The organism is Pimelobacter simplex, from assembly GCF_024662235.1.
Classification (GTDB): Bacteria; Actinomycetota; Actinomycetes; order Propionibacteriales; family Nocardioidaceae; genus Nocardioides.
Genome location: NZ_CP096276.1, coordinates 3343458 through 3363705, shown reverse-complemented (window position 1 = coordinate 3363705; position 20248 = coordinate 3343458). Strand labels below are relative to the sequence as shown.

18 protein-coding genes are annotated in these 20248 nt (G+C 72.5%); 12 read left to right on the top strand and 6 right to left on the bottom strand.

Annotated elements, in window-relative coordinates; genetic code table 11:
• Positions 1 to 101 precede the first annotated feature (101 nt).
• The 8 genes from M0M48_RS16485 (at position 102) to M0M48_RS16450 (ending at position 9116) form a co-directional block, all read left to right on the top strand.
• The gene (locus M0M48_RS16485; protein WP_308220322.1) at positions 102 to 1133 is read left to right on the top strand and encodes a rod shape-determining protein; all 1032 of its coding nucleotides are present in this window, start codon (positions 102 to 104) and stop codon (positions 1131 to 1133) included.
• A complete protein-coding gene (gene mreC, locus M0M48_RS16480; protein WP_257751964.1) occupies positions 1133 to 2092 on the top strand; it encodes a rod shape-determining protein MreC in 960 nt (319 codons plus the stop codon). The genes M0M48_RS16485 and mreC overlap by 1 nt, the downstream gene beginning before the upstream one ends.
• Positions 2089 to 2688, top strand: coding sequence for a rod shape-determining protein MreD (gene mreD, locus M0M48_RS16475; protein WP_257751963.1), 600 nt, complete (start codon positions 2089 to 2091; stop codon positions 2686 to 2688). Before mreC ends, mreD begins: the two co-directional genes overlap by 4 nt.
• A 3-nt stretch (positions 2689 to 2691) precedes the next feature.
• Positions 2692 to 4821 carry a penicillin-binding protein 2 gene (gene mrdA / locus M0M48_RS16470; RefSeq protein ID WP_215814865.1) on the top strand — a complete coding sequence of 710 codons (2130 nt, stop codon included), beginning with the start codon at positions 2692 to 2694 and terminating at the stop codon, positions 4819 to 4821.
• The gene (gene rodA / locus M0M48_RS16465) at positions 4818 to 6041 is read left to right on the top strand and encodes a rod shape-determining protein RodA (protein ID WP_257751962.1); all 1224 of its coding nucleotides are present in this window, start codon (positions 4818 to 4820) and stop codon (positions 6039 to 6041) included. The genes mrdA and rodA overlap by 4 nt, the downstream gene beginning before the upstream one ends.
• Before the next feature lie 61 nt (positions 6042 to 6102).
• Entirely contained in the window at positions 6103 to 6648 is a 546-nt protein-coding gene (locus M0M48_RS16460) for a hypothetical protein (protein WP_257751961.1), read from the top strand.
• 74 nt (positions 6649 to 6722) lie between these two features.
• Positions 6723 to 7463 carry a YcnI family copper-binding membrane protein gene (locus tag M0M48_RS16455; protein ID WP_215814867.1) on the top strand — a complete coding sequence of 247 codons (741 nt, stop codon included), beginning with the start codon at positions 6723 to 6725 and terminating at the stop codon, positions 7461 to 7463.
• Positions 7464 to 7472: 9 nt separating this feature from the next.
• Complete coding sequence (locus tag M0M48_RS16450) at positions 7473 to 9116, top strand: copper resistance CopC/CopD family protein (RefSeq protein ID WP_257751960.1); 1644 nt, start codon at positions 7473 to 7475, stop codon at positions 9114 to 9116.
• Positions 9117 to 9146: 30 nt separating this feature from the next.
• Here M0M48_RS16450 and M0M48_RS16445 read toward each other — a convergent pair whose 3' ends face one another.
• The 3 genes from M0M48_RS16445 to M0M48_RS16435 are packed head-to-tail and all read right to left on the bottom strand — an operon-like array spanning position 9147 to position 12076.
• The gene (locus M0M48_RS16445; protein WP_257751959.1) at positions 9147 to 10046 is read right to left on the bottom strand and encodes a hypothetical protein; all 900 of its coding nucleotides are present in this window, start codon (positions 10044 to 10046) and stop codon (positions 9147 to 9149) included.
• Positions 10047 to 10070: 24 nt separating this feature from the next.
• Positions 10071 to 10961 (bottom strand): hypothetical protein, encoded by an 891-nt coding sequence (locus tag M0M48_RS16440; protein WP_257751958.1) that lies wholly within the window; start codon positions 10959 to 10961, stop codon positions 10071 to 10073.
• Positions 10958 to 12076 (bottom strand): calcium:proton antiporter, encoded by a 1119-nt coding sequence (locus tag M0M48_RS16435; protein WP_215814871.1) that lies wholly within the window; start codon positions 12074 to 12076, stop codon positions 10958 to 10960. Before M0M48_RS16435 ends, M0M48_RS16440 begins: the two co-directional genes overlap by 4 nt.
• Positions 12077 to 12147: 71 nt before the next feature.
• On the opposite strand from M0M48_RS16435, the gene M0M48_RS16430 reads away from it, so the two are divergent.
• The gene (locus M0M48_RS16430) at positions 12148 to 14100 is read left to right on the top strand and encodes a TIGR03960 family B12-binding radical SAM protein (RefSeq protein ID WP_257751957.1); all 1953 of its coding nucleotides are present in this window, start codon (positions 12148 to 12150) and stop codon (positions 14098 to 14100) included.
• Between the two features lie 35 nt (positions 14101 to 14135).
• Here the strand turns inward: M0M48_RS16430 and M0M48_RS16425 are convergent, their stop codons facing one another.
• Positions 14136 to 16427, bottom strand: a complete 2292-nt coding sequence (locus M0M48_RS16425; protein ID WP_257751956.1) for a zinc-dependent metalloprotease family protein — start codon at positions 16425 to 16427, stop codon at positions 14136 to 14138.
• Positions 16428 to 16561: 134 nt separating this feature from the next.
• Here M0M48_RS16425 and M0M48_RS16420 point away from each other — a divergent pair, with 134 nt between their 5' ends.
• The 3 genes from M0M48_RS16420 to M0M48_RS16410 all read left to right on the top strand — a co-directional run bounded on the left by M0M48_RS16420 (position 16562) and on the right by M0M48_RS16410 (position 18788).
• Complete coding sequence (locus M0M48_RS16420) at positions 16562 to 16813, top strand: hypothetical protein (protein WP_257751955.1); 252 nt, start codon at positions 16562 to 16564, stop codon at positions 16811 to 16813.
• Between the two features lie 74 nt (positions 16814 to 16887).
• Entirely contained in the window at positions 16888 to 18195 is a 1308-nt protein-coding gene (locus M0M48_RS16415) for a glycoside hydrolase family 16 protein (protein WP_257751954.1), read from the top strand.
• A 53-nt stretch (positions 18196 to 18248) separates the two neighbouring features.
• Entirely contained in the window at positions 18249 to 18788 is a 540-nt protein-coding gene (locus tag M0M48_RS16410; RefSeq protein WP_257751953.1) for an ATP-binding protein, read from the top strand.
• Between the two features lie 8 nt (positions 18789 to 18796).
• Here M0M48_RS16410 and M0M48_RS16405 read toward each other — a convergent pair whose 3' ends face one another.
• Both M0M48_RS16405 and M0M48_RS16400 read right to left on the bottom strand, forming a co-directional pair.
• Positions 18797 to 19552 (bottom strand): hypothetical protein, encoded by a 756-nt coding sequence (locus M0M48_RS16405; protein ID WP_257751952.1) that lies wholly within the window; start codon positions 19550 to 19552, stop codon positions 18797 to 18799.
• A complete protein-coding gene (locus M0M48_RS16400; protein ID WP_257751951.1) occupies positions 19549 to 20247 on the bottom strand; it encodes a hypothetical protein in 699 nt (232 codons plus the stop codon). The genes M0M48_RS16405 and M0M48_RS16400 overlap by 4 nt, the downstream gene beginning before the upstream one ends.
• Position 20248: the final 1 nt, after the last annotated feature.

The following is a 20248-nucleotide window of genomic DNA, read 5'->3' as shown; positions in this document are numbered from 1 at the left end:
GGCGAAATCCCCGGCGAAATCCCCGGGGTGAGCCGGCTTCCCCAGACGCGCGCGAGCGGACCTGCCGAGACGGCTGGTCCGGCGACGTCTTGCGAGGAAGCGTGAGGGCGAACTCCATCATCGGCCGGGACATGGCCGTCGACCTCGGCACCGCCAACACGCTCGTCTACGTCCGCCGCCGGGGCGTCCTGCTCGACGAGCCGAGCGTCGTCGCGCTCAACGACAGCACCGGCGAGGTGATCGCCGTGGGGCACCAGGCCAAGCAGATGCTGGGCCGGACCCCCGACAACATCACTGCCCTGCGCCCCCTGCGCGACGGCGTGATCGCCGACTTCGAGGCGACCGAGCAGATGCTGCGCCACTTCATCGCGCGCGTGCACCGGCGCCGCTACTTCGCCAAGCCCCGCATGGTCATCTGCGTCCCCAGCTCGATCACGCCGGTCGAGCAGCGCGCGGTCAAGGAGGCCGGCTACCAGGCCGGTGCCCGCCGCGTGTACGTCGTCGAGGAGCCCATGGCCGCGGCGATCGGCGCCGGCCTGCCGGTGCACGAGGCGACCGGCAACATGATCGTCGACGTCGGCGGCGGCACCACCGAGGTCGCCGTCATCTCGCTCGGCGGCATCGTCACCTCGCTCTCCATCCGCACCGCGGGCGACGACCTCGACGCCGCGATCATCGCCTGGATGAAGAAGGAGCACGGCGTCATGCTCGGCGAGCGCACCGCCGAGGACGTCAAGATGACGCTCGGCTCGGCCTTCCCGCGCCCCGGCGAGCCCGAGGGCGAGGTCCGCGGCCGGGACATGGTGACCGGCCTGCCGCGCACGGTCGAGGTCACCAGCGCCGACGTACGCCATGCGCTCGAGGAGCCATTGCACGCCATCGTCGACGCGGTCCGGGTGACCCTCGACCAGACCCCGCCCGAGCTGTCCGGCGACATCATGGACCGCGGCATCGTGCTCACCGGCGGCGGCGCGCTCCTGCGCGGCCTCGACGAGCGGATCCGCCACGAGACCGGCATGCCCGTCCACGTCGCCGACGACCCGCTGGTCTCGGTGGCCATGGGCGCCGGCCGCTGCGTCGAGGAGTTCGAGGCGCTGCAGCAGGTGCTGGTCACCAACCCCCGGCGGTTCTGATGACCCTCGACACCCGACCCCCCGCCCCCGTACGGCGGACCGGCGCGTCCCGCAACGCCCCGCGCGACACCGAGCGCGACTCCGGGCGCCCCTCGCGCTCGCTCGTGGTCGCCCTCGTCCTCGCCTGCGCCGCCCTGATGGCGGTGGACAAGGCCGGCGGTGACGGCTCGCCGCTCGACCCGGTGCGCCGCGTGGCCGGCGAGGTGCTCGGCCCGGCCCAGGCCGGCGTGGCCTCCGCGGTCCGCCCGATCACCTCGATCCCCGACAGCTTCCGCTCCAACGCCACGCTGCGCGACGAGAACGCGGCGCTGGTCGCCGAGAACCAGGACCTGCGCAACCAGCTCGACAAGGCCGGCTACAACGCCCACCAGGTCAAGGCCCTCAAGGACCTCCAGGCCGTGGCCGGCGACATCGGCTACGCGCTCGTCCCGGCCCGGGTGATCTCGATGTCCTCGGCCCAGTCCGCGCGCAGCTCGGTGGTCCTCGACGCCGGCTCCGACGCCGGCCTGCACCCCGACATGACCGTCGTCGCGGGCGCCGGCCTGGTCGGCCGGATCACCTCGGTGACCGCCCACACCGCCACCGTCCTGCTCGTCATCGACGACTCGTCCTCGGTCGGCGGCCGGATCGGTGACAACATGGAGCTCGGCTTCGTCCGCGGCCACGGCACGCTCGGCGTCGACGACCGGCTCGAGCTCGAGCTCACCGACCGCAAGGTCGTCCCCAAGAGCGGCCAGGCGGTCTTCACGTGGGGGAGCGAGGGCGGTGCGCCCTATGTCGCCGGCGTGCCGATCGGCACCGTCGGCAAGGTCTACGAGTCGCTGCGCGAGACCTCCTACCGCGCGGAGATCACGCCCGCGGTCGACTTCACCGCCCTCGACCTCGTCGGCGTGGTGGTGCCGTCCGGCACCGCCGGCCGCGTGATCGAGGCCGACGAAAGCCTGAGGCTCGAGCGATGAGGACCGGATCCACCGCCCGGCTGGCTGCGGTCCTGCTCGCGGTCGTCGCCGCGCTGCTGCTCCAGGTGACCGTGCTGCCGCCGTTCGCCTGGAACGTCGGCGGGCTCGGCATCGTCCCCGACCTGGTGCTTCTCGTCGTGGTCGCCACGGCGCTGGCCACCGACACCCGTTTCGCCACGCTCACCGGCTTCGGGGCCGGCCTGCTGCTCGACATCGCTCCGCCGGCCGACCACATCGCCGGACGCTGGGCGCTCGCCCTGATGGCGGTCGGCTACGTCGTGGGCCGCCTGGTCCACGACAACGCCGGCGACGCCGGTGCCGGCAGCCGCTTCGCCCGCGAGGGCGTACGGCGTCCGCCGCTGCCGGTGGTGCTCGCCGCCGCCGCGGGCGGCTCGTTCATCGGCACGTCGGTCTTCGCGCTGACCGGGCTGCTCCTGGGCGACTCCGGTGCCGCGGTGGGCGACCTGCTCACCGTCGCGGTCGTCGCGCTGGTGCTCGACGTCGTGGTCGCGCTGCTCGCGATCCCCGCCTCGTTCTGGCTGTTCCGCCGGCTCACCGCCGACCGGGCCGAGCAGCGGATGCGGGTGCGGGTCTAGGACATGTCCGCCACCGCCTCGCACCGCAGCCGGCTCCGGCTGGTCGTCATCCAGACCCTCGTCTTCTCGCTGCTCGCCACCCTCGGCGCGCGGCTCTACTACCTCCAGGTGATCTCGGGGGAGCAGTATCAGGGCCAGGCCGCCTCCCAGTCGGTCCGCGACATCGTCGTGCAGCCCCAGCGCGGGCTCGTCGTCGACGCGATGGGCCGTCCGCTGGTCAGCAACCGGCTGATCTGGGTGGTCTCCCTCGACCGGACGCTGCTGGGCCGGATGTCGCCCGCCGACCGCACCGAGCTGCTCCACCGCACGGCGCGCGCCATCAAGCTCAAGGTGCCCAAGATCGAGGCCAAGCTGCTGCTGTGCGGCGACGCGGACGCGGTCGCGGGGACCTGCTGGAACGGCTCGCCGTACCAGCCCGTCCCGGTGGCGCTCGACGTCCCCGAGGCCGCGGCGCTGCGGATCCTCGAGCAGCCCGAGGACTTCCCGGGCGTCGTCGTCGACCGGCAGAGCGTGCGCCAGTACCCCGCCCCCTACGGCGTCAATGCGGCCCACCTGCTCGGCTACCTCAGCCCGATCACCAAGGACGAGCTCGAGTCCGCCGAGGAGGCCGGCGACAGCTCGGTCAACGGCGCCTCGGTCGTCGGCCGCGCCGGCGTCGAGAAGGAGTACGACGAGTGGCTGCGCGGCCAGCCCGGCTACCAGCAGGTCGCCGTCGACTCCAAGGGCCGGGTCCGCCAGGACGTCTCGGACCTGGAGGCGCAGCCCGGCGACACCCTGGTCACCTCGATCGACGCCAAGGTCCAGAGCGTCGTGGAGAAGCAGCTCGCCACGATGATCGCCACCCAGCGCGCCACCCGCGACCCGGTCACGAAGCGCAACTTCGAGGCCGACTCCGGCGCCGCCGTGGTGCTCGAGGCCAAGACCGGCCGGATCATCGCGATGGCCAGCCAGCCGACGTACGACCCCTCGGTGTGGGTCGGCGGCATCACCGACAAGCAGCTGAAGCGGCTCTACTCCGAGGCGGCCGGCACTCCGCTGCTCGCCCGGGCGTTCCAGGGCCAGTTCGCGCCCGGCTCCACGTGGAAGCCGTTCATGACGGTCGGCGCGATGACCCACGGCTACTCGCCGTCCACGATCCTCAACTGCTCCTCGGCCGTGCAGATCGGCAACCGCGCCTTCCGCAACCACGAGTCGGCCGGCTACGGCCCGATCTCGTTCGCCAAGGCGCTCGAGGTCTCCTGCAACACCTTCTTCTACCAGGTCGGCATGCACTACTGGCAGAGCCTGGGCTCCGACCCCGACGACGTCAACGCCAAGGACCCGCTGGTCGAGCAGGCCGAGAAGTTCGGCTTCGGCTCGCGCACCGGCGTCGACCTGCCGGGCGAGGCCTCGGGCCGGGTCGCGGACCGCAAGTGGAAGCGCGACTACTACGAGTCGATGAAGGGCTACTACTGCGGCATCGCGAAGAAGCCGCAGGACGCCAAGACCTCCGACTTCGTCTACAAGTTCTCCCGCGAGTTCTGCGTCGAGGGCTGGAAGTACCGCCTGCCCGACGCGGCCAACTTCGCCATCGGCCAGGGCGACACCATCGTCACCCCGCTCCAGCTGGCCCGCGCGTACGGCGCGATCTCCAACGGCGGCACGCTCTGGGAGCCCCGGGTCGGCAAGGCGATCGTCTCGCCCGACGGCCGTGTCATCCGCGAGATCAAGCCCAAGAAGGACCGCCAGGTCAAGATCCCCGCCTCGGTGCTGCGCTACCTCGACGACGCGCTCAAGGGCGTCGCCACCGTGGGCACGATGCAATGGAAGCTCGGCGGCTTCCCGCTCGACAAGGTGCAGATCCGCGCCAAGACGGGCTCGGCCGAGGTCTACGGCAAGCAGTCGACGGGCTGGGTGGCGTCGTACACCAAGGACTACGTCGTGGTGATGATGATGAGCCAGGGCGGTACCGGCTCCGGCTCGACCGGTGACGGCATCCGCGCCATCTGGGAGGCGCTCTACGGCGTCGACGGCGACCAGGTGAAGCCCGACAAGGCCGCCATCCCCGGCACCACGCCGCCGCGCAACCTGCCGGTCTTCGGCGACGACGGCTCGATCCTGCCGCCCGGGCGGAGCAAGGGGGACGACCAGTGAGCAACCGGATCCAGGCCGGCACCCGGCCGCAGCGCACGACGGCCTCGCGCCGCGTCTCCTTCCTGCGCTGGGCCGAGATCGACCGGGTCCTCCTCGCCGCCGTCCTGCTGCTCTCGGTGCTCGGCTGCGTGCTCGTCTGGTCGGCCACCCTCGAGCGCGACGACCTCACCGGCGGCGACACCCGTGCCTTCCTGCTCAAGCAGGTGGTCAACGTGGTCATCGGCCTGGGCCTGATGGCGCTCGTCGTCGTCACCGACCACCGCTGGGTGCGGATCCTCGCGCCCATCGGCTACCTCGTCGCCGTCGTCGGCCTGCTGCTCGTCCTGGTGATGGGCACGACCGTCAACGGCTCGCGCTCCTGGCTGATGCTCGGCGGGATGTCCTTCCAGCCCTCCGAGCTCGCCAAGCTCGCCGTCATCGTCGGCATGGCCCTCGTCGTCGCCGAGCGCAGCGACCGGCGCTGGCGCGACCGGGTCGGCAATGTCGACGTCCTGCTCATGCTGCTCGTCGCCGGCCTGCCCGCCGTCCTCATCCTGGCCCAGCCCGACCTCGGCACCATGCTCGTCCTCACGGCCACCGTCTTCGGTGTCATCGCCGCCTCCGGCGCCGACCGCCGCTGGCTCGGCGTCCTCACCGTCGGCGGCATCGGCGCCGCCGCCTTCGCCGTCCTCAGCGGGATGCTGAAGGAGTACCAGGTCGACCGCTTCCTCGCGTTCACCAACCCCGCCCTCGACCCCAAGGGCGCCGGCTACAACGTCGAGCAGGCCCGCATCGCCGTCGGCAACGGCGGCCTCTTCGGCCAGGGCCTCTTCCAGGGCTCGCAGACCCAGTCCGGATTCGTGCCCGAGCAGCACACCGACTTCGTGTTCACCGTCGCCGGCGAGGAGCTCGGCCTCGTGGGCGCCGCCCTGATCGTGCTCCTGCTCGGCGTCATCCTCTGGCGCGCCCTGCGCATCGCCGCCCGTACCGACGACGTCTTCGGCCGCATCGCCGCCGCCGGCATCGCCTGCTGGTTCGGCTTCCAGGCCTTCCAGAACATCGGCATGTGCCTCGGGATCATGCCCGTCACCGGCGTCCCCCTGCCGTTCGTCTCCTACGGCGGCTCGTCGATGTTCGCGGGGATGCTCGCGATCGGGCTGCTCCAGAACATCCACCTGCGCACGCTGTCCGCGCCGGCCTCGCGGCTCGCTCCGCAGCAGCGGGTGCTCGTCCGGTCGTGAGGCGCGTCCGCGAGCGGACCGCGACTTCGGACCTTCACCGGATCTCCGGCAAGATGGGCCCGTGCTGACCGTCCGCCGTACGCCGCGCCGTCGCGTGGCCGTACCGGCGCTGCTCGGCAGCCTCGAGAGCGTGACCGCGCTCGTCCTGGCCCACGTCGCGGCCGGGGGCGAGGTGCCGGCGCTGTGGTGGCTGGGCCTCGTCGCCCTCCTCGTGTACGGCGCCGGGAGCCTCGTGCTGCACCAGCGGGCGAGCATCCGGGTGATGCTGCCGGTGCTGGTCGCGGTCCAGCTGCTCGGCCACGCGTGGCTGGTGGCGCTCTCGCCCGGGATGCACGGGCACGAGCACGCGATGGCGGCGTTCCTCGGGCTCACCCCGGCGATGCTGGCGGCGCACCTGGTCGCCGCCCTCGTCACGGGGGCGATGTGGTCGCTGCGGCGCCGCGCGGTCGAGGTGCTCCTCGGGTGGACCGATCCCGGCCGGCTCCCGGTGCCGCGGCTGCGGCCGCAGCGGATGGTCCGGGTCGTGGTGGTGCGCGCGCGGCGCGGGTACCGGGCGCTCGCGCCCACGCGCGGGCCGCCGGTGGCGGCCACCGTCGCGCTCGTCTGACTCCGGGTCCCCGGAGGCGGGCGGCGCGCGCTGCCCACCCTCCGAACACCTGAGTCAACGAAGAGAGACATCACATGCAGATCCGCCGCTTCACCCTGCCCGCCGTCGGCGCCGCGACCGCCGCGCTGGGCCTCGTCGCCCTCACCGCCGGTACGGCGAGCGCCCACGTCAGCGTCACCCCGGACACCACCGCCGCCGGTGGGTACGCCGTGCTGACGTTCAGCGTCCCCCACGGCTGCGAGGGCTCGCCGACCACCAAGGTCGCCATCGCGATGCCCGAGGACGTCCCCCAGGTCACCCCCACGGTCAACCCGAACTGGACCGTGGAGAAGGTCCAGGCCAAGCTCGACCCGCCGATCAAGGACGCCCACGGCAACGAGGTCACCGAGCGCGTCAGCCAGGTCGTCTACACGGCCAAGACGCCGCTGGCCGACGGCTACCGCGACACGCTGGCGCTCTCGCTCCAGCTGCCGGAGAAGGAGGGCGAGACGCTCACCTTCCCCGTCGTCCAGACCTGCGAGAAGGGCTCGACCAACTGGAACGAGACCGCCGCCGAGGGCCAGGACCCCGAGGAGCTCGCCCACCCCGCACCGTCGGTGACCATCACCGCGGCCAGCGCGGAGGGTGACCACCACGGTGGCGCCGAGGCCGAGGGCGACAAGTCCGACAAGTCCGACGAGGGCGACGCCAAGGCCGACAAGTCCGACAAGGGCGACGACGACGGCGGCAACGGCCTCGCCATCGGCGGCCTCGTCGCCGGCCTCGGTGGGCTCGCGCTCGGCGGCGTCGCGCTCGCGCGCACCCGCAAGGCCTGAGGTACGACGATGCGTCGTGTGCCGGCGTTGCTCATCGCTGTCCTGGTCGCCGTCCTGACGGTGCTCGGTACGGCGACCTCGGCGTCGGCACACGCCACGCTCGTCTCCACCGACCCCGCTGAGGGGGCGGTGCTGCCCGAGGCGCCGTCCGAGGTGACGTTCACCTTCGACGAGCCCGTGCAGCTGGTCCCGGACGGCCTGCTCGCCTTCGACGCCGCGGGCAAGCGGGTCGACCTCGACCCCCAGGCCTCCGGCGTCGAGGTGCGGGGCGAGCTGCCCGGCGACCTCGCCCAGGGCACCTACGTCATCACCTGGCGCGTGGTGTCGGCCGACGGTCACCCCATCGCCGGCTCGCTGACCTTCCACGTCGGCGCGCCGAGCCCCAAGGTGGTGCCGCCCGGGTCGGTGAGCACCGATCCGGGCGCGCTGCCGACCGTCCAGGCGATCGTGCACGGGATCGACTACGTCGCGCTGCTGCTCGCCGGCGGTCTCGCGATCTTCCTGTCCTGGACGGTGCGGGGCGTCCGCCTCGCCGAGGACGTACGACGGCGCCTGGTCCGCGTGCTGCGGGGGAGCGCCCTGGTGGCGGTCCTCGCGGCCGCGGCCGCCGTACCGCTCGCGGGGGCCTACCAGCTCGGCTCCGGCCTGGGCGGGGTCGTCGACCCGGCGGCCCTCGATCCGGGGCTGGTGCAGCAGGACCTGCAGGTGCTGGCGCTCCAGGCGTTCGGCCTGGCCGTCGCGGCCTGGGCCGCCGGTCAGCAGCGCTCCTCGCTCGTCGTCGACCTGGTCACCGCACTCGCGGTCTGGTCACCGGCGCTGGTCGGCCACACCCGGGCCTACGAGCCGAGCGCGCTGCTGGTCGTCACCGACGCCCTGCACCTCTCGGCCGGCGCGGTGTGGCTCGGCGGCCTGACCGGCCTGGCGCTGACCCTGCGCTCGGTCGCGGGGCGCCCGAAGGACGCGGCGCTGCTGCTCAGCCGCTTCTCCACCCTCGCCGCGGTCCTGCTGGCCGCGCTCGCGCTGTCCGGCGTGCTGCTGGGCTGGCGGATCGTCGGCTCCTGGTCGCGCCTGTTCGGCGAGACCTACGGCCGGCTGCTGCTGGTCAAGGTCGCCCTGGTGCTCGTCGTCGCGGCGATCGCCGCGGTCAACCGGTACCGGCTGCTGCCGCGGGTCACCGGCGACAGCGGCCACGACGTACGCCGGCAGGGGGCGGGCCTCGTGCGCCGCGCCGTGGTCGCCGAGGCCGCCGTGCTCGTCGCGGTGCTCGGCGTGACCGGCTTCCTCACCCAGAAGCCGCCCGCCGGCGAGCCGCCGGCCGCTGCTCGGACCGCCGACACCGGCGTGGTGACCGGGGTCGCGGGCGAGGATCTCAAGGTGCTCGCGGTGCTCGACCCCGGCCCGGGGCTGCAGCGCCGGCTCCTGGTCCAGGTGCAGAACCTGGCCGGTGACCCCCTCGACCTGTACGACGCCCCGGCCGCCGTGCTGCGCTCGTCCGAGGTCGACCTCGGCGAGGTGCCGCTGACGCCCACCGGAGCCGGTACCTACACCGCCGACGTGGTGTTCCCGACGGCCGGTGCCTGGCAGCTCCAGGTGAGCATCCGGGTCGACGAGTTCACCAGCCCGGTGACGACCGTCGACCTCGACGTCAAGTAGCCCGGGTGAGGCAGGTCGGCCCGGGTCGGGTCAGGCGATGCCGGCCTGGCTCGGGGTGACCGTGTCCTTGTCGGCGGGGACGTCGATCTTCACGTCGGCGCCGTAGTCGGTGTAGACCTGCTCGGTGGTCGACTTGGCGCCCTGGATCTCGAACTCCTGGCGCATCTTGATCGGCCGGTCGTCGCCGTCGAGCCACAGGTCGATGGTGAGCTCGGGCGGCAGCAGCTTGCCGGCGTCGGCGGGCAGGCCGGCGTTCTTGGCGAACGCGGCGGAGTCGACGGTCACCCGGTAGTGGCTGGTGTCGACGCCCTCGACGTTCTCCTCGCCCACGAGGGTCAGCGCCTTGGGGGAGCCGAAGACGGCGAGCTGCTTCTGCGGATCGGCCAGCGCGAGGATCGGGGCCAGCGGGCTGGACGCGTTGGACTTGTCCTTGGGGTCGAACTTCAGCCACTTGCCGGCGGGTACGGGCAGCCCGGCGCCCTGGAGGTAGATGACGCCGCCGGCGAGCACCGACTCGTACTGCTGGCCGGACTTCGGGCTCGTCTTGGCGTGGGCGAGCAGCTTGTCGCCGTCGTAGCGGGCCTCGCTGATGGTGGTCACCGAGGTGCCCTGCACGCTCGTGGTGCCCGTCGCCTTGTAGGAGCCCGCCTGCTTCTGGGCGTCGGCGATCGTCTTGAAGAAGGTCGCCTTGTCGAGCGAGCCGGTCCCGTTCCCGGTCCCGGTGCTGCTCCCGCCGTCGGTGCCGGTGCCGGCGCCGTCGGACGCCGACGCGCCACCGGACGGCGACGAGGTCGTGCTGCTGGTCTCCTGGGAGTCCTTCTTCCCGGCGTCCTTGCCGTCGTCACCCCCGCCGCAGCCGGAGAGCAGCAGCGCCGAGGAGAGCGTGGCCGCGATGGACGTGCGAACGAGCTTGGTGCGGAGGCCGGTCATGCTCAGGGAGCCTAAAGCACGGTCCTAACCGGTCACGGGAACCGTGACCGCGAGCTGGTGCAGCAGTCCGTCGACGCGCACCTGCACGAACATCCGGTAGTCGCCCGGCTCGGTGAACACCGTGTGGAAGGTCAGCACGGTGCCGTCCTTCTGGGTCTCCGGCGCGCCGTAGGGGTGGACGTGCACGAAGCCGCGGGTGCCGATCGCGAAGCCGGTCAGGTGCGCGGTCGCGCCGAGATAGCTGCCGAGGGTGACCGGGTCGTCGTTCTCGGTGGTCACCGACAGGCGGAGCCGCCCGTTGGTGCTGACCTCGCCGGGACCGAGCAGGCGCACCTTGACCACGCCGTCGTCGCCGGTCTCGGCACTGGGGCCGCGGGGGACGCCGACGGGCTCCCACGCGCCCGGCACGGTCAGCGTCGTGCCGAGGACGAGGGGGACCTTGGAGCCCTGGGGGATGAACTCCGCGACCACGCGCCAGCGGCCGGGGGCGCCGAGGTCGACCTGGCCGCGCCAGGTGCCGTCGTCGCCGAGCACCGGGTGCAGGTGGCGGAACTCGGCGAGGTCGTCGCGCACGACGTAGAGGTGCAGGAGCTTGGTCTGCTCCTCGGTGTAGGTCGTGAGGGGCCGGCCGCCCTTGTCGAGGATCCGGAAGGAGACCTCGCCGGGGCCGTCGCCGGCCGCGGGGAGCCGGACGTCGGTCATCCGGTAGCCGCGCACTTCGGCGGTGGTGCCGTCGCCGACGGGGTTGCCGACGGGGGTGACGCCCTTGCCGCCGTCCTTGGCGGGGGTGAGCACGATCCGGTCGCCGTCGCTCCCGCCGCCGGCGCCCGGCTCGTCGCCGGAGCCGCAGCCGGCCAGCGCCAGCGCCAGGAGCGCGGCGGTGCCGGCCGCGACGCGCGAGCGGCGAGCGGTCACGGCGACACCGTGAGCAGCAGGAACGCGGCCAGCAGGAGCAGGTGCACGACGCCGTTGAGCGGCTTGGCGCGGCCCGGGACGACGGTGAGGATGCCGACCAGGGAGGACAGCGCGAGCAGCACGAGTTGGAGCGGCTCGAGGCCGAGCGCGAGGTCGCCCTCGAGCCAGATCGAGGCGATCGCGATCGCCGGGATCGTGAGACCGATCGACGCCATCGCCGAGCCGTAGGCCAGGTTGAGGCTGATCTGGACCCGCTGGCGCGAGGCCGCGCGGACCGCGGCGATGGTCTCGGGCGCCAGGACGAGCATCGCGATCACCACGCCGACCACGGCGTGGGGGAAGCCGAGCCAGTCGACGGCGTCCTCGATCGAGTAGGACTCGACCTTGGCCAGGCCGACCACGGTGACCAGCGACAGGACCAGCAGACCCACCGAGATCCAGGTCTCGCGGTTGGTCGGCGGGTCGGCGTGGTCGTCGCCGTCGGCGTCGTTGTCGGCGGTCCAGCCGCCCGGCGTGGACGTCGTGTTGGGCAGGAAGAAGTCGCGGTGCCGCACGGTCTGGGTGAACACGAAGGAGCCGTAGAGAACGAGCGAGGCGAGCGCCGCGAACGTCAGCTGGCCGCCGGTCAGCACCGGGCCGGACTCGCTGGTCGTGAAGGTCGGTACGACGAGCGTCAGGCCCGCGAGCGTGATCACGGTCGCCAGCGCGGAGCCGGTGCCCTCGGGGTTGAAGGTCGCCAGGTGGTGGCGCACCGCGCCCACCACGAGCGCCAGGCCGACGATGCCGTTGACGGTGATCATCACCGCCGCGAAGACCGTGTCCCGGGCCAACGTCGAGGTCTCGCCGCTGCCGGACACCATGAGCATCACGATCAGGCCGACCTCGATGACCGTCACCGCGACGGCCAGGAGCAGCGACCCGAAGGGCTCGCCGACCTTGTGCGCGACCACCTCGGCGTGGTGGACCGCGGCCAGCACCGCGGCGATGAGCGCGACACCGATCAGGCTCGCCGCGAAGGGCGCAGGATGGCTGCCCCAGCTGATCGCCAGCACGACTGCGGCCACGGGTGGGGCGATGACCGTCCACCCGAGTCTTCCTGAGGTGGAGGCGCTCATGGCCGGAATCCTACAAAAGGCTCCCAGCGACGATGACGGGCGCACGGGCGGCGGACCGTAGAATCGACCTCATGTCCGTCGAGTCCGTCGCGTCTGTCTTCCCCCGGCTGGAGCCCCACCTGCTCTCGGTGTCCAAGCCGATCCAGTACGTCGGCGGCGAGCTCAACATGGTCACCAAGGAGTGGGACGCCGCCGAGGTCCGCTGGGTGCTCATGTACCCCGACGCCTACGAAGTCGGCCTGCCCAACCAGGGTGTCCAGATCCTCTACGAGGTGCTCAACGAGCGCGAGTGGATCCTCGCCGAGCGCACCTACGCCGTCTGGCCGGACATGGAGAAGCTGCTCCGCGAGCAGCAGATCCCGCAGTTCACCGTCGACAGCCACCGCCCGGTCGGCGCGTTCGACCTGTTCGGCGTGAGCTTCTCGACCGAGCTCGGCTACACCAACCTGCTCACCGCGCTCGACCTGGCCGGCATCCCGCTGCACGCCGTCGACCGCACCGAGGACCACCCCGTGGTCATCGCCGGCGGCCACGCCGCCTTCAACCCCGAGCCGATCGCCGACTTCGTCGACGCCGCCGTCCTCGGTGACGGCGAGGAGGTCGTCCTCAAGATCTCCGAGCTGGTCCGGGAGTGGAAGGGCGACGGGCGGCCCGGGGGACGGCTCGAGCTGCTGCGCCGGCTCGCCGTGTCGGGCGCGGTCTACGTGCCCCGCTTCTACGACGTCTCCTACGACGCCGGCAGCGGCGAGATCGCGGCCGTCGTACCGAACCACCCGGAGGCGCCCGACCGCGTCCGCAAGCACACGCTCATGGACCTCGACCAGTGGCCCTACCCGCGCAACCCCCTCGTGCCGCTGGCCGAGACGGTGCACGAGCGGTTCTCGGTCGAGATCTTCCGCGGCTGCACCCGCGGCTGCCGCTTCTGCCAGGCCGGCATGATCACCCGCCCGGTGCGCGAGCGCTCCATCGAGACCATCGGCGCGATGGTCGAGAACGGCATCCGCAAGACCGGCTTCGAGGAGGTCGGCCTGCTCTCCCTGAGCTCGGCCGACCACACCGAGATCGGCGACGTCGCGGCCGGCCTCGCCGACCGCTACGACGGCTCCAACGTCTCGCTCTCGCTGCCCTCGACGCGCGTCGACGCCTTCAACATCACCCTCGCCAACGAGTTCTCCCGCAACGGCCGCCGCTCCGGGCTGACCTTCGCGCCCGAGGGCGGCAGCGAGCGGATGCGCAAGGTGATCAACAAGATGGTCACCGAGGACGACCTGATCCGGACCGTCGCGACGGCGTACTCGCACGGGTGGCGGCAGGTGAAGCTCTACTTCATGTGCGGCCTGCCCACCGAGACCGACGAGGACGTCCTCCAGATCGCCGAGCTCGCCAAGCGCGTCATCGCGACCGGCCGCGAGGTCTCGGGCCGCAACGACATCCGCTGCACGGTCTCGATCGGCGGCTTCGTGCCCAAGCCGCACACCCCCTTCCAGTGGGCCGCCCAGCTCGACTCCGCGACCACCGACTCCCGCCTCCAGGCCCTGCGCGACACGGTCCGCGCCGACCGCCGCTACGGCAAGGCCATCGGCTTCCGCTACCACGACGGCCAGCCCGGCATCATCGAAGGCCTGCTCTCCCGCGGCGACCGCCGCGTCGGCCGCATCATCGAGCAGGTCTGGCGCGACGGCGGCCGCTTCGACGGCTGGTCCGAGCACTTCTCCTTCGAGCGCTGGGCCGCCTCGGCCGCCACCGCGCTCGAGGGCACCGGCGTCGACCTCGACTGGTTCACGACGCGGGAGCGCTCGTACGACGAGGTCCTGCCCTGGGACCACCTCGACTCCGGCCTCGACAAGGACTGGCTGTGGGCCGACTGGGAGGACGCCCTCGCGGTCGCCTCCGGTGAGTCCGACGTCGAGGTCGAGGACTGCCGCTGGACCCCCTGCTACGACTGCGGCGTGTGCCCCGAGATGGGCACCGAGATCCAGGTGGGCCCGACGGGGCAGAAGCTGCTCCCGCTCAGCGTCGTCTGAGCCGCCCGGACCCGCCTGCGCCCGTCGTCGCGCGCCTACCGCGCGACGACGGTCCGGGAGTACGCCGACGCCGGCGACGCGCCCTTGACGTTGGTGGCGACGACGCGGAACCGGTAGGAGCCCTTGGCGAGCCGGAACGTGTACGAGCGAGCGGTGGCCGGCAGGGCGGCGGAGACCCTCGTCCCGACCACCTTGCCCTTCGCGATCTTCGACGCGATGACCTTGTACGACGTGATCGCCGCGCCGCCGCTGGTCGTGGGGGCCGTCCAGCGAGCGGTCGCGGTGGCCTTCCCGCCGGGCGTGCCCGGCGACGCGGTGCCGATCCGCGGTGCCGACGGCTTGACGGCGACCAGGACCTGGATCGTGCGAGCCGGCGCGGCCCCGGGGAGCTCGGCCTCCATCTCGGGCACCAGCCGGATGGTGTGCGTGCCGTACGCCGAGAACGTCGTCGTGAAGCTCCGGGTGGGGCTGGTCTGCGGGGCGAGCAGGCCGTCGACGGTCAGCAGCCAGTGGCTCAGGTGGGCGTTGCCGGGGTTCGCGGCGGGCGTCCAGGTGATGGTGGCCCGCAGCCCGCTGGTCGCCACGGTGACGGCAGGTGGCGCGGACGGTACCCAGGACGCGACGTGCCGGTTGAGCGTGGCGGGCGCTCCGGCGCCGGCGGTGTTCAGCGCGGCGACGGCCACGTTGATGTCGTACCCGCCCGGCACGGTGATCGCCTTCGTGGTGGTGCCGGCAGGGACCTCGACCGGTCCACCGGCGATCCCGCTGATCCGGTAGCCCGTCGGTGCCGGGCCGGTCGCCGGGGCCGACCAGGTCAGCGTGCCCGAGCCCTTGCTGGTGGTCAGGTCGATCGAGGCAGGGGCGTTCGGCGTGGTGCCGTTCGCGGCGGCGCAGCCGTCGACCGACAGCGTGTAGGTGCCGACGCTCCCGTAGTCGGAGTAGCCGGTCGTGAGCGGATCGCCGTTGCCGACGCCGCGGACCTTGACGTAGTAGGTCCCTGCCCCGCCGCTCGGCGAGATCCGCGGTGCGTCCATTCCGGTGGCCGTCCGGTGGGCGAAGCCGCCGACGACGACCTCCGCCGAGGCAGGGTCGGAGTAGGCGACCAGGCTGTCGTCCGCCCGGCGCAGGTCGACCCGCAGGTCGAGCGCGCTGCCGTCACCGTTCCCGAGCGCCTCCACCGAAGGAGCCGCGGTGCACGGGCCCACCTTGTAGTAGTCGACGTCGCGGCTGGTGATGACGCCGTCGACGGTGTAGTCGGTCCGGGCCCCCAGACTGGTCGCGGAGGCGGCGGTGTTCCCGGCGTCGTCCGGCAGCAGCGGGAGTCCGGTGGCGACCATCGTCGCGAAGTCGTCCTGACGGTTGGTCGCGTTGGCGTAGTCGCCGTTGCTGAACTGGACGATGCCATGGAGACCCGAGCCCATGATGGGAGTCCACGCCCCCTGGCCGCCGTAGTACTCCCGGGACTGCGCGGTCGGGGCGGTGGTGACTCCGTCATGGTTCAGGCCGAGGGTGTGCCCGATCTCGTGGGCGGCGACCGTCGCCGCGAGGAAGGCGTTCGGCTGCTTGCGCACCCAGACCGGCTCCAGCGTGTTGGTGCCCTCCTCCGAGGGGTCGGCGAAGGCGCCGAAGACGGCGATCCCGGCGCAGCCCGTGCAGATCGGCCGTGAGTCCGGGTCGTCGCTGTAGAGGACGTGGTCGCCGTAGGTGTCGTCGGCGACGCCGTCGCGGTCGTACGCCGCGGGACCGGGGTCCTCGGTGGTGACGTCGACGTCGAACGCCGCGAAGACCTCGGCGAGGATCCGCCAGTTCTCCTGGATGTAGGCGTGCTCCGCGCTGCTGAAGGTGGACAGGTCCTCGTCGATCGAGAACCCGTCGTAGTGGCCGTTCGGGATGCCGGCCTGGATGTTCCAGTAGGTGTTGCTGACCTCGGCGCCGTCGAAGTCCAGGAAGATCGTGTGCTTCGAGCCCGGCCGGCTGTGCAGCGTGAAGGTCGACGCCTCAGGCAGCGGTGCGTCGGCGGCCTGGACGCGGGCGCCGGCGGGCGCCTCCGGGAACGTGTCGGCGTACACGAGCCGGCCACCCGACGTCACGTGCGCGGAGTCGTCGGTCGACAGGATCCGGCGCAGCTCGCGCCCGCTCAGCCCGGACCGGCGGGCGATCGCGGGAAGCTCGTCGTCGAGCTGGCTGATCGCGGCCCTACCGTGCAGACCGGGCCCCGCGTCGGGGGACGCGGCAGACGCGGCAGACGCGGCCGGGGTGCCGGTGGCGAGCGAACCGAGGAGGAGGAAGGACGACGACACCGCGGCGACGAGCCGCACGGGGAGCATCAGGCGAGTCTGTCGGGTCGGCCGCCGCGACGCAGTGCTTTCGGGAAGTCCGCCATCCTCGGTCAGGCGTGCGACCCGTAGGGTGACGGCGTGCGACTGGTCTCCTTGCCTCTGCTCCTGCCGAGCGGCCTCTGATGGCTGATGCTGCCGCGCCGGCGATGGTCGCCGTCCGGGCCGCCCCACGGCTGGTCCTGCTGACCGTGCTCGCCATCGGCGCGCTCACCTCGGACCTGGACTGGCTGCGGTTCCTCGCGGCGCTGCTATTCGTGCTCAACGCGGGCCGGTTGCTGTCGCCGGGCTGGCGGCAGTGGGTGCGGACGGGGGAGCGGGAGGTCCCCGCGTCGGCGCCGGCGGCGGAGCCAGCGGACCCGACCAAGCACCCGTAGCACTTGGTGAACCCTCACCGCCATAGCGCCGACGTGTCATGACAACCGGGACGGCGCGGGTGCACATTCAGCCCATGACGACGCACCCCCGAAGGCTGATCAGCCTCGCAGCGCTTGCCCTGGTTCTCGGCGCCGCGGCAGTTGTCGCACCGATGATCGCTCAGGCGACCCCTCCCGCCCCCACGCTCGGCATCGTCGCCGCGCCCAACCCGGTCGGCCAGAACGACACGTCCACCTTCACCGTCACCGTCGATCCCGGACTGGTGGGCGAGACGGTGCAGCTCGAGCACAAGGCGCTCGGGCTGCTCTGGTCGCTCGTCGACTCCGCGACCCTGGACTCCGACCTGCAGGCGCAGTTCGCCGTCAAGCAGGGCCTGCTCGGCAACTACCAGTACCGGGTCAAGGTCGCGGCCAACGCCAACCACACCGCCGGTACGTCGGCCGTGACGACCCTCAACGTGGTCACCGACCCCACGCCGTACGCCGTCCCGGGCGTCTACGGCTGCGCGAGCGCGACGCCGGGCGTCGCGCGTCCGGGCGGGGGCAGCTGGCAGTGCACGTTCAGCGACGAGTTCTCGGGCACGACGCTCGACACGACGTACTGGCGCGTGGCCAAGCAGGGGCTGATGACCCAGCCCAAGACCGAGAAGGCGTGCTTCGGTGACGAGAGCACCGGCAACGTCAAGGTCGACGGCGGCAGCCTGCACCTGACCGCCAGCGTCAAGGCGAGCGCGACCGCGTGCCCGGCGAACCCGAGCAAGTCCTCGCGCAAGTTCGGCGCGACGGTCTGGCACAACTCCTCGGACGGGACGCAGCCGACGCTGCAGCAGACGTTCGGGTACTACGAGATCCGCGCCAAGCTGCCGTCCCTGCACGGCAGCACCGAGGGGCGCGCGGTGACGCCGCCGGCCACGCCGGCGTACCCGACCGACACGGCCAAGGGCCTGCAGGAGACCTTCTACCTGTGGCCGACCACCGACCGGTACGGCTTCTGGCCGCTGTCGGGCGAGATGGACTTCGCCGAGTTCTACAGCGCGGCGGGCAACCTCAACGCCCCCGCCATGCACCAGCTGTCCGGTACGACGACCGGCGGGTGGAAGAGCCCCGGCTGCAATATCGACCCCACCACCGGCGGCACCGTCGGCGGGTTCAACACCTACAAGTTCCTCTGGTCCTCGACCCGCCTGACCACGTGGGTCAACGACAACCCGACCCCGTGCACCGACCTCGCCATCTCGGGAGGCCCCTTCAACAAGGGCTTCTACCTGATCCTCATGCAGGCGTTCGGCAACTCCGAGACGCTCAACGAGTACACGCTGACGCCGGGGGACACCCCGAACGTCGGCACGACCGAGATCGACTACGTGCGGGTCTGGCAGTAGCCCGCCCGTCCTGACCCTGCCGGGCCACCCTGCCGCCGCCTAGGCTCGGCAGGGTGGCTCGGCTCCTTCACCTCAACGGCGCCCCGGGCGTCGGCAAGAGCACGCTCGCGCAGCGGTACGCCGCGGAGCACCCGGGAGTGCTCGCCTGCGACATCGACCGGCTCCGCTGCTTCGTCGGCGGCTGGGAGGACGACTTCGCCGGCGCCGGTGCGGTGATCCGCCCGGTCGCGCAGGCGATGATCGCGGCCCACCTCGCCGAGGGCCGAGACGTCGTGCTGCCGCAGATGCTGGCCGACGAGGACGAGCGCGCCCGCTTCCGCAGCGTCGCCGTCGACGCCGGGCACGCCTACGTGCACGTGCTGCTGCAGGCCCCGCGCGGCATCGCGGCCGACCGGCTGCACGCCCGGCCGGCGGCGGATCCGCTCCACGCCGTGGTGCACGCGGAGATCGAGCGGGTGGGCGGCGCGGCGGCGGTCGAGGAGCTCGCGGACCGGTTGGAGCGGAGCGCCGCCCGCGCCCCCGACGTCCTCCGGGTCGACACGGGCGGCAGCCCCGCGGCGACGTACGAGGCCCTGGTCGCGGCGCTCGGTTGAGCCCTGGCTCAGCGCTTCCGGTCGCGCAGCGTCCCGGTGACCCGGCGCTCGGGGTGCCCGACGGCGCACTGGATGGCGTGGTCGTCGAACAACCGCCAGCTCAGCTTGGTCGGGTAGTAGTAGTAGACCTCGAACTGGGAGTCCGGGTACGGCACGCCGACGAACTTCCGGAACCTCTTGATGCACTCCGTGGTGCGCCGCTCGATCGCGGCCTGCCCGGGGAACTTCCCGCCCGGCACGCGCAGGGTCGCGTAGATCTCGAGGTCGTGCTTGCGGGTGCACGGCAGGAGGGTGACCGTGCCTGACTCCACCTGCTCGTCGACGTCGGCCCGTCGCAGGTTCGGGTCGTTGAAGCAGTCGCCCGCGCGGAGCTTGAGGGTCGGGACCTCGGACGGCTCGCCGCTGCGCCGGGCCTCCTCGGTGGAGGCGTCGATGCTGTCGTTCACGCCGTCGCGGATGCCGTCGAGGATGGGCGGCACCATCGCCACCTGGAGCCCGGTCGCGGCGAGGCCGAGGACGACGGTGAGCGCGGCGACCCAGCGGGGCCGGAAGCGGCGGCGGGCGAGCGCGACGATCGCGATCACCAGGCCGACGATCGGCAGGCAGGGCACGCACACGACGAGGGCGAGCGCGAAGCCGGTCCAGCCCAGGCCCTTGTCGTTGCCCGGCGGCAGTGCCGTCGGCGGACCGCCGTAGGCAGGGGGAGGGCCGCCGTAGTACGGCAGCGGGTCGCCCGGGGGAGGCGGGGGAGGCGGCTGGCTCATGCGCCGGTCGATCCGCCTGAACCGCCGGAGCCGTCCGATCCGTCCGATCCGTCCGAGCCGACGGGGCCGTCGATCCGGTCGCCGTCGCCGCGGGTGAGGTAGCAGAAGAACCAGTCACCGGTGTCCGGCTCGTCCTCGTCGAAGGCGTCGACCGAGACCGAGGCCTCGTACTCGTCGCCCTCGACCGCCGAGCGGTACGTCGCACGCAGCCCCGGCAGCGCGGCGCAGAAGTCCTGCGTCGAGCGGCTGTCGAAGCTCTCGAGCAGCTCGCCGCTGAACCGGCCGGCCCAGATGATCTCGCCGTCGTGAGGCTCGTCGCAGTCGGCCTTCTCGACGATGTCGAGGCTGTTGACGTCGACGCACTGCCCGGCCCGGGCGTCGTCCTCCTGGACCGACTGCGAGCCGAGCACGATCGCGAAGACGAGGAAGCCGGCCATGGCGAGGGTCAGGACGGTGCCGAGCACCAGTCCGGTCACCGCCGCCCACCGTCCGGTACGGCGCCCGCCGCCGGTCCGCACCAGGCCGGCGATGCCGAGCGCGACGCCGACAGGCGCTGCGCAGCACGTCGCCGAGCAGATGAGTGCGGCCAGCGAGACGCCGTCGAACGGCGTCCGCGCCGACCCGTACGCGCTGTTGTCGTACGGGTTCGGCGCGGGCTGGTACGGCGGGTACTCCCCGCCGTACGGGTTGCTCATG

Coding starts and splice junctions, on each gene's coding strand:
- M0M48_RS16430 (WP_257751957.1), top strand. CDS start 12,148: ATGTCCGTCGAGTCCGTCGCGTCTGTCTTCCCCCGGCTGGAGCCCCAC.
- M0M48_RS16450 (WP_257751960.1), top strand. CDS start 7,473: ATGCGTCGTGTGCCGGCGTTGCTCATCGCTGTCCTGGTCGCCGTCCTG.
- M0M48_RS16435 (WP_215814871.1), bottom strand. CDS start 12,076: ATGAGCGCCTCCACCTCAGGAAGACTCGGGTGGACGGTCATCGCCCCA.
- mreC (WP_257751964.1), top strand. CDS start 1,133: ATGACCCTCGACACCCGACCCCCCGCCCCCGTACGGCGGACCGGCGCG.
- M0M48_RS16425 (WP_257751956.1), bottom strand. CDS start 16,427: ATGCTCCCCGTGCGGCTCGTCGCCGCGGTGTCGTCGTCCTTCCTCCTC.
- M0M48_RS16455 (WP_215814867.1), top strand. CDS start 6,723: ATGCAGATCCGCCGCTTCACCCTGCCCGCCGTCGGCGCCGCGACCGCC.
- M0M48_RS16445 (WP_257751959.1), bottom strand. CDS start 10,046: ATGACCGGCCTCCGCACCAAGCTCGTTCGCACGTCCATCGCGGCCACG.
- M0M48_RS16400 (WP_257751951.1), bottom strand. CDS start 20,247: ATGAGCAACCCGTACGGCGGGGAGTACCCGCCGTACCAGCCCGCGCCG.
- mrdA (WP_215814865.1), top strand. CDS start 2,692: ATGTCCGCCACCGCCTCGCACCGCAGCCGGCTCCGGCTGGTCGTCATC.
- M0M48_RS16405 (WP_257751952.1), bottom strand. CDS start 19,552: ATGAGCCAGCCGCCTCCCCCGCCTCCCCCGGGCGACCCGCTGCCGTAC.
- M0M48_RS16415 (WP_257751954.1), top strand. CDS start 16,888: ATGACGACGCACCCCCGAAGGCTGATCAGCCTCGCAGCGCTTGCCCTG.
- mreD (WP_257751963.1), top strand. CDS start 2,089: ATGAGGACCGGATCCACCGCCCGGCTGGCTGCGGTCCTGCTCGCGGTC.
- M0M48_RS16420 (WP_257751955.1), top strand. CDS start 16,562: ATGGCTGATGCTGCCGCGCCGGCGATGGTCGCCGTCCGGGCCGCCCCA.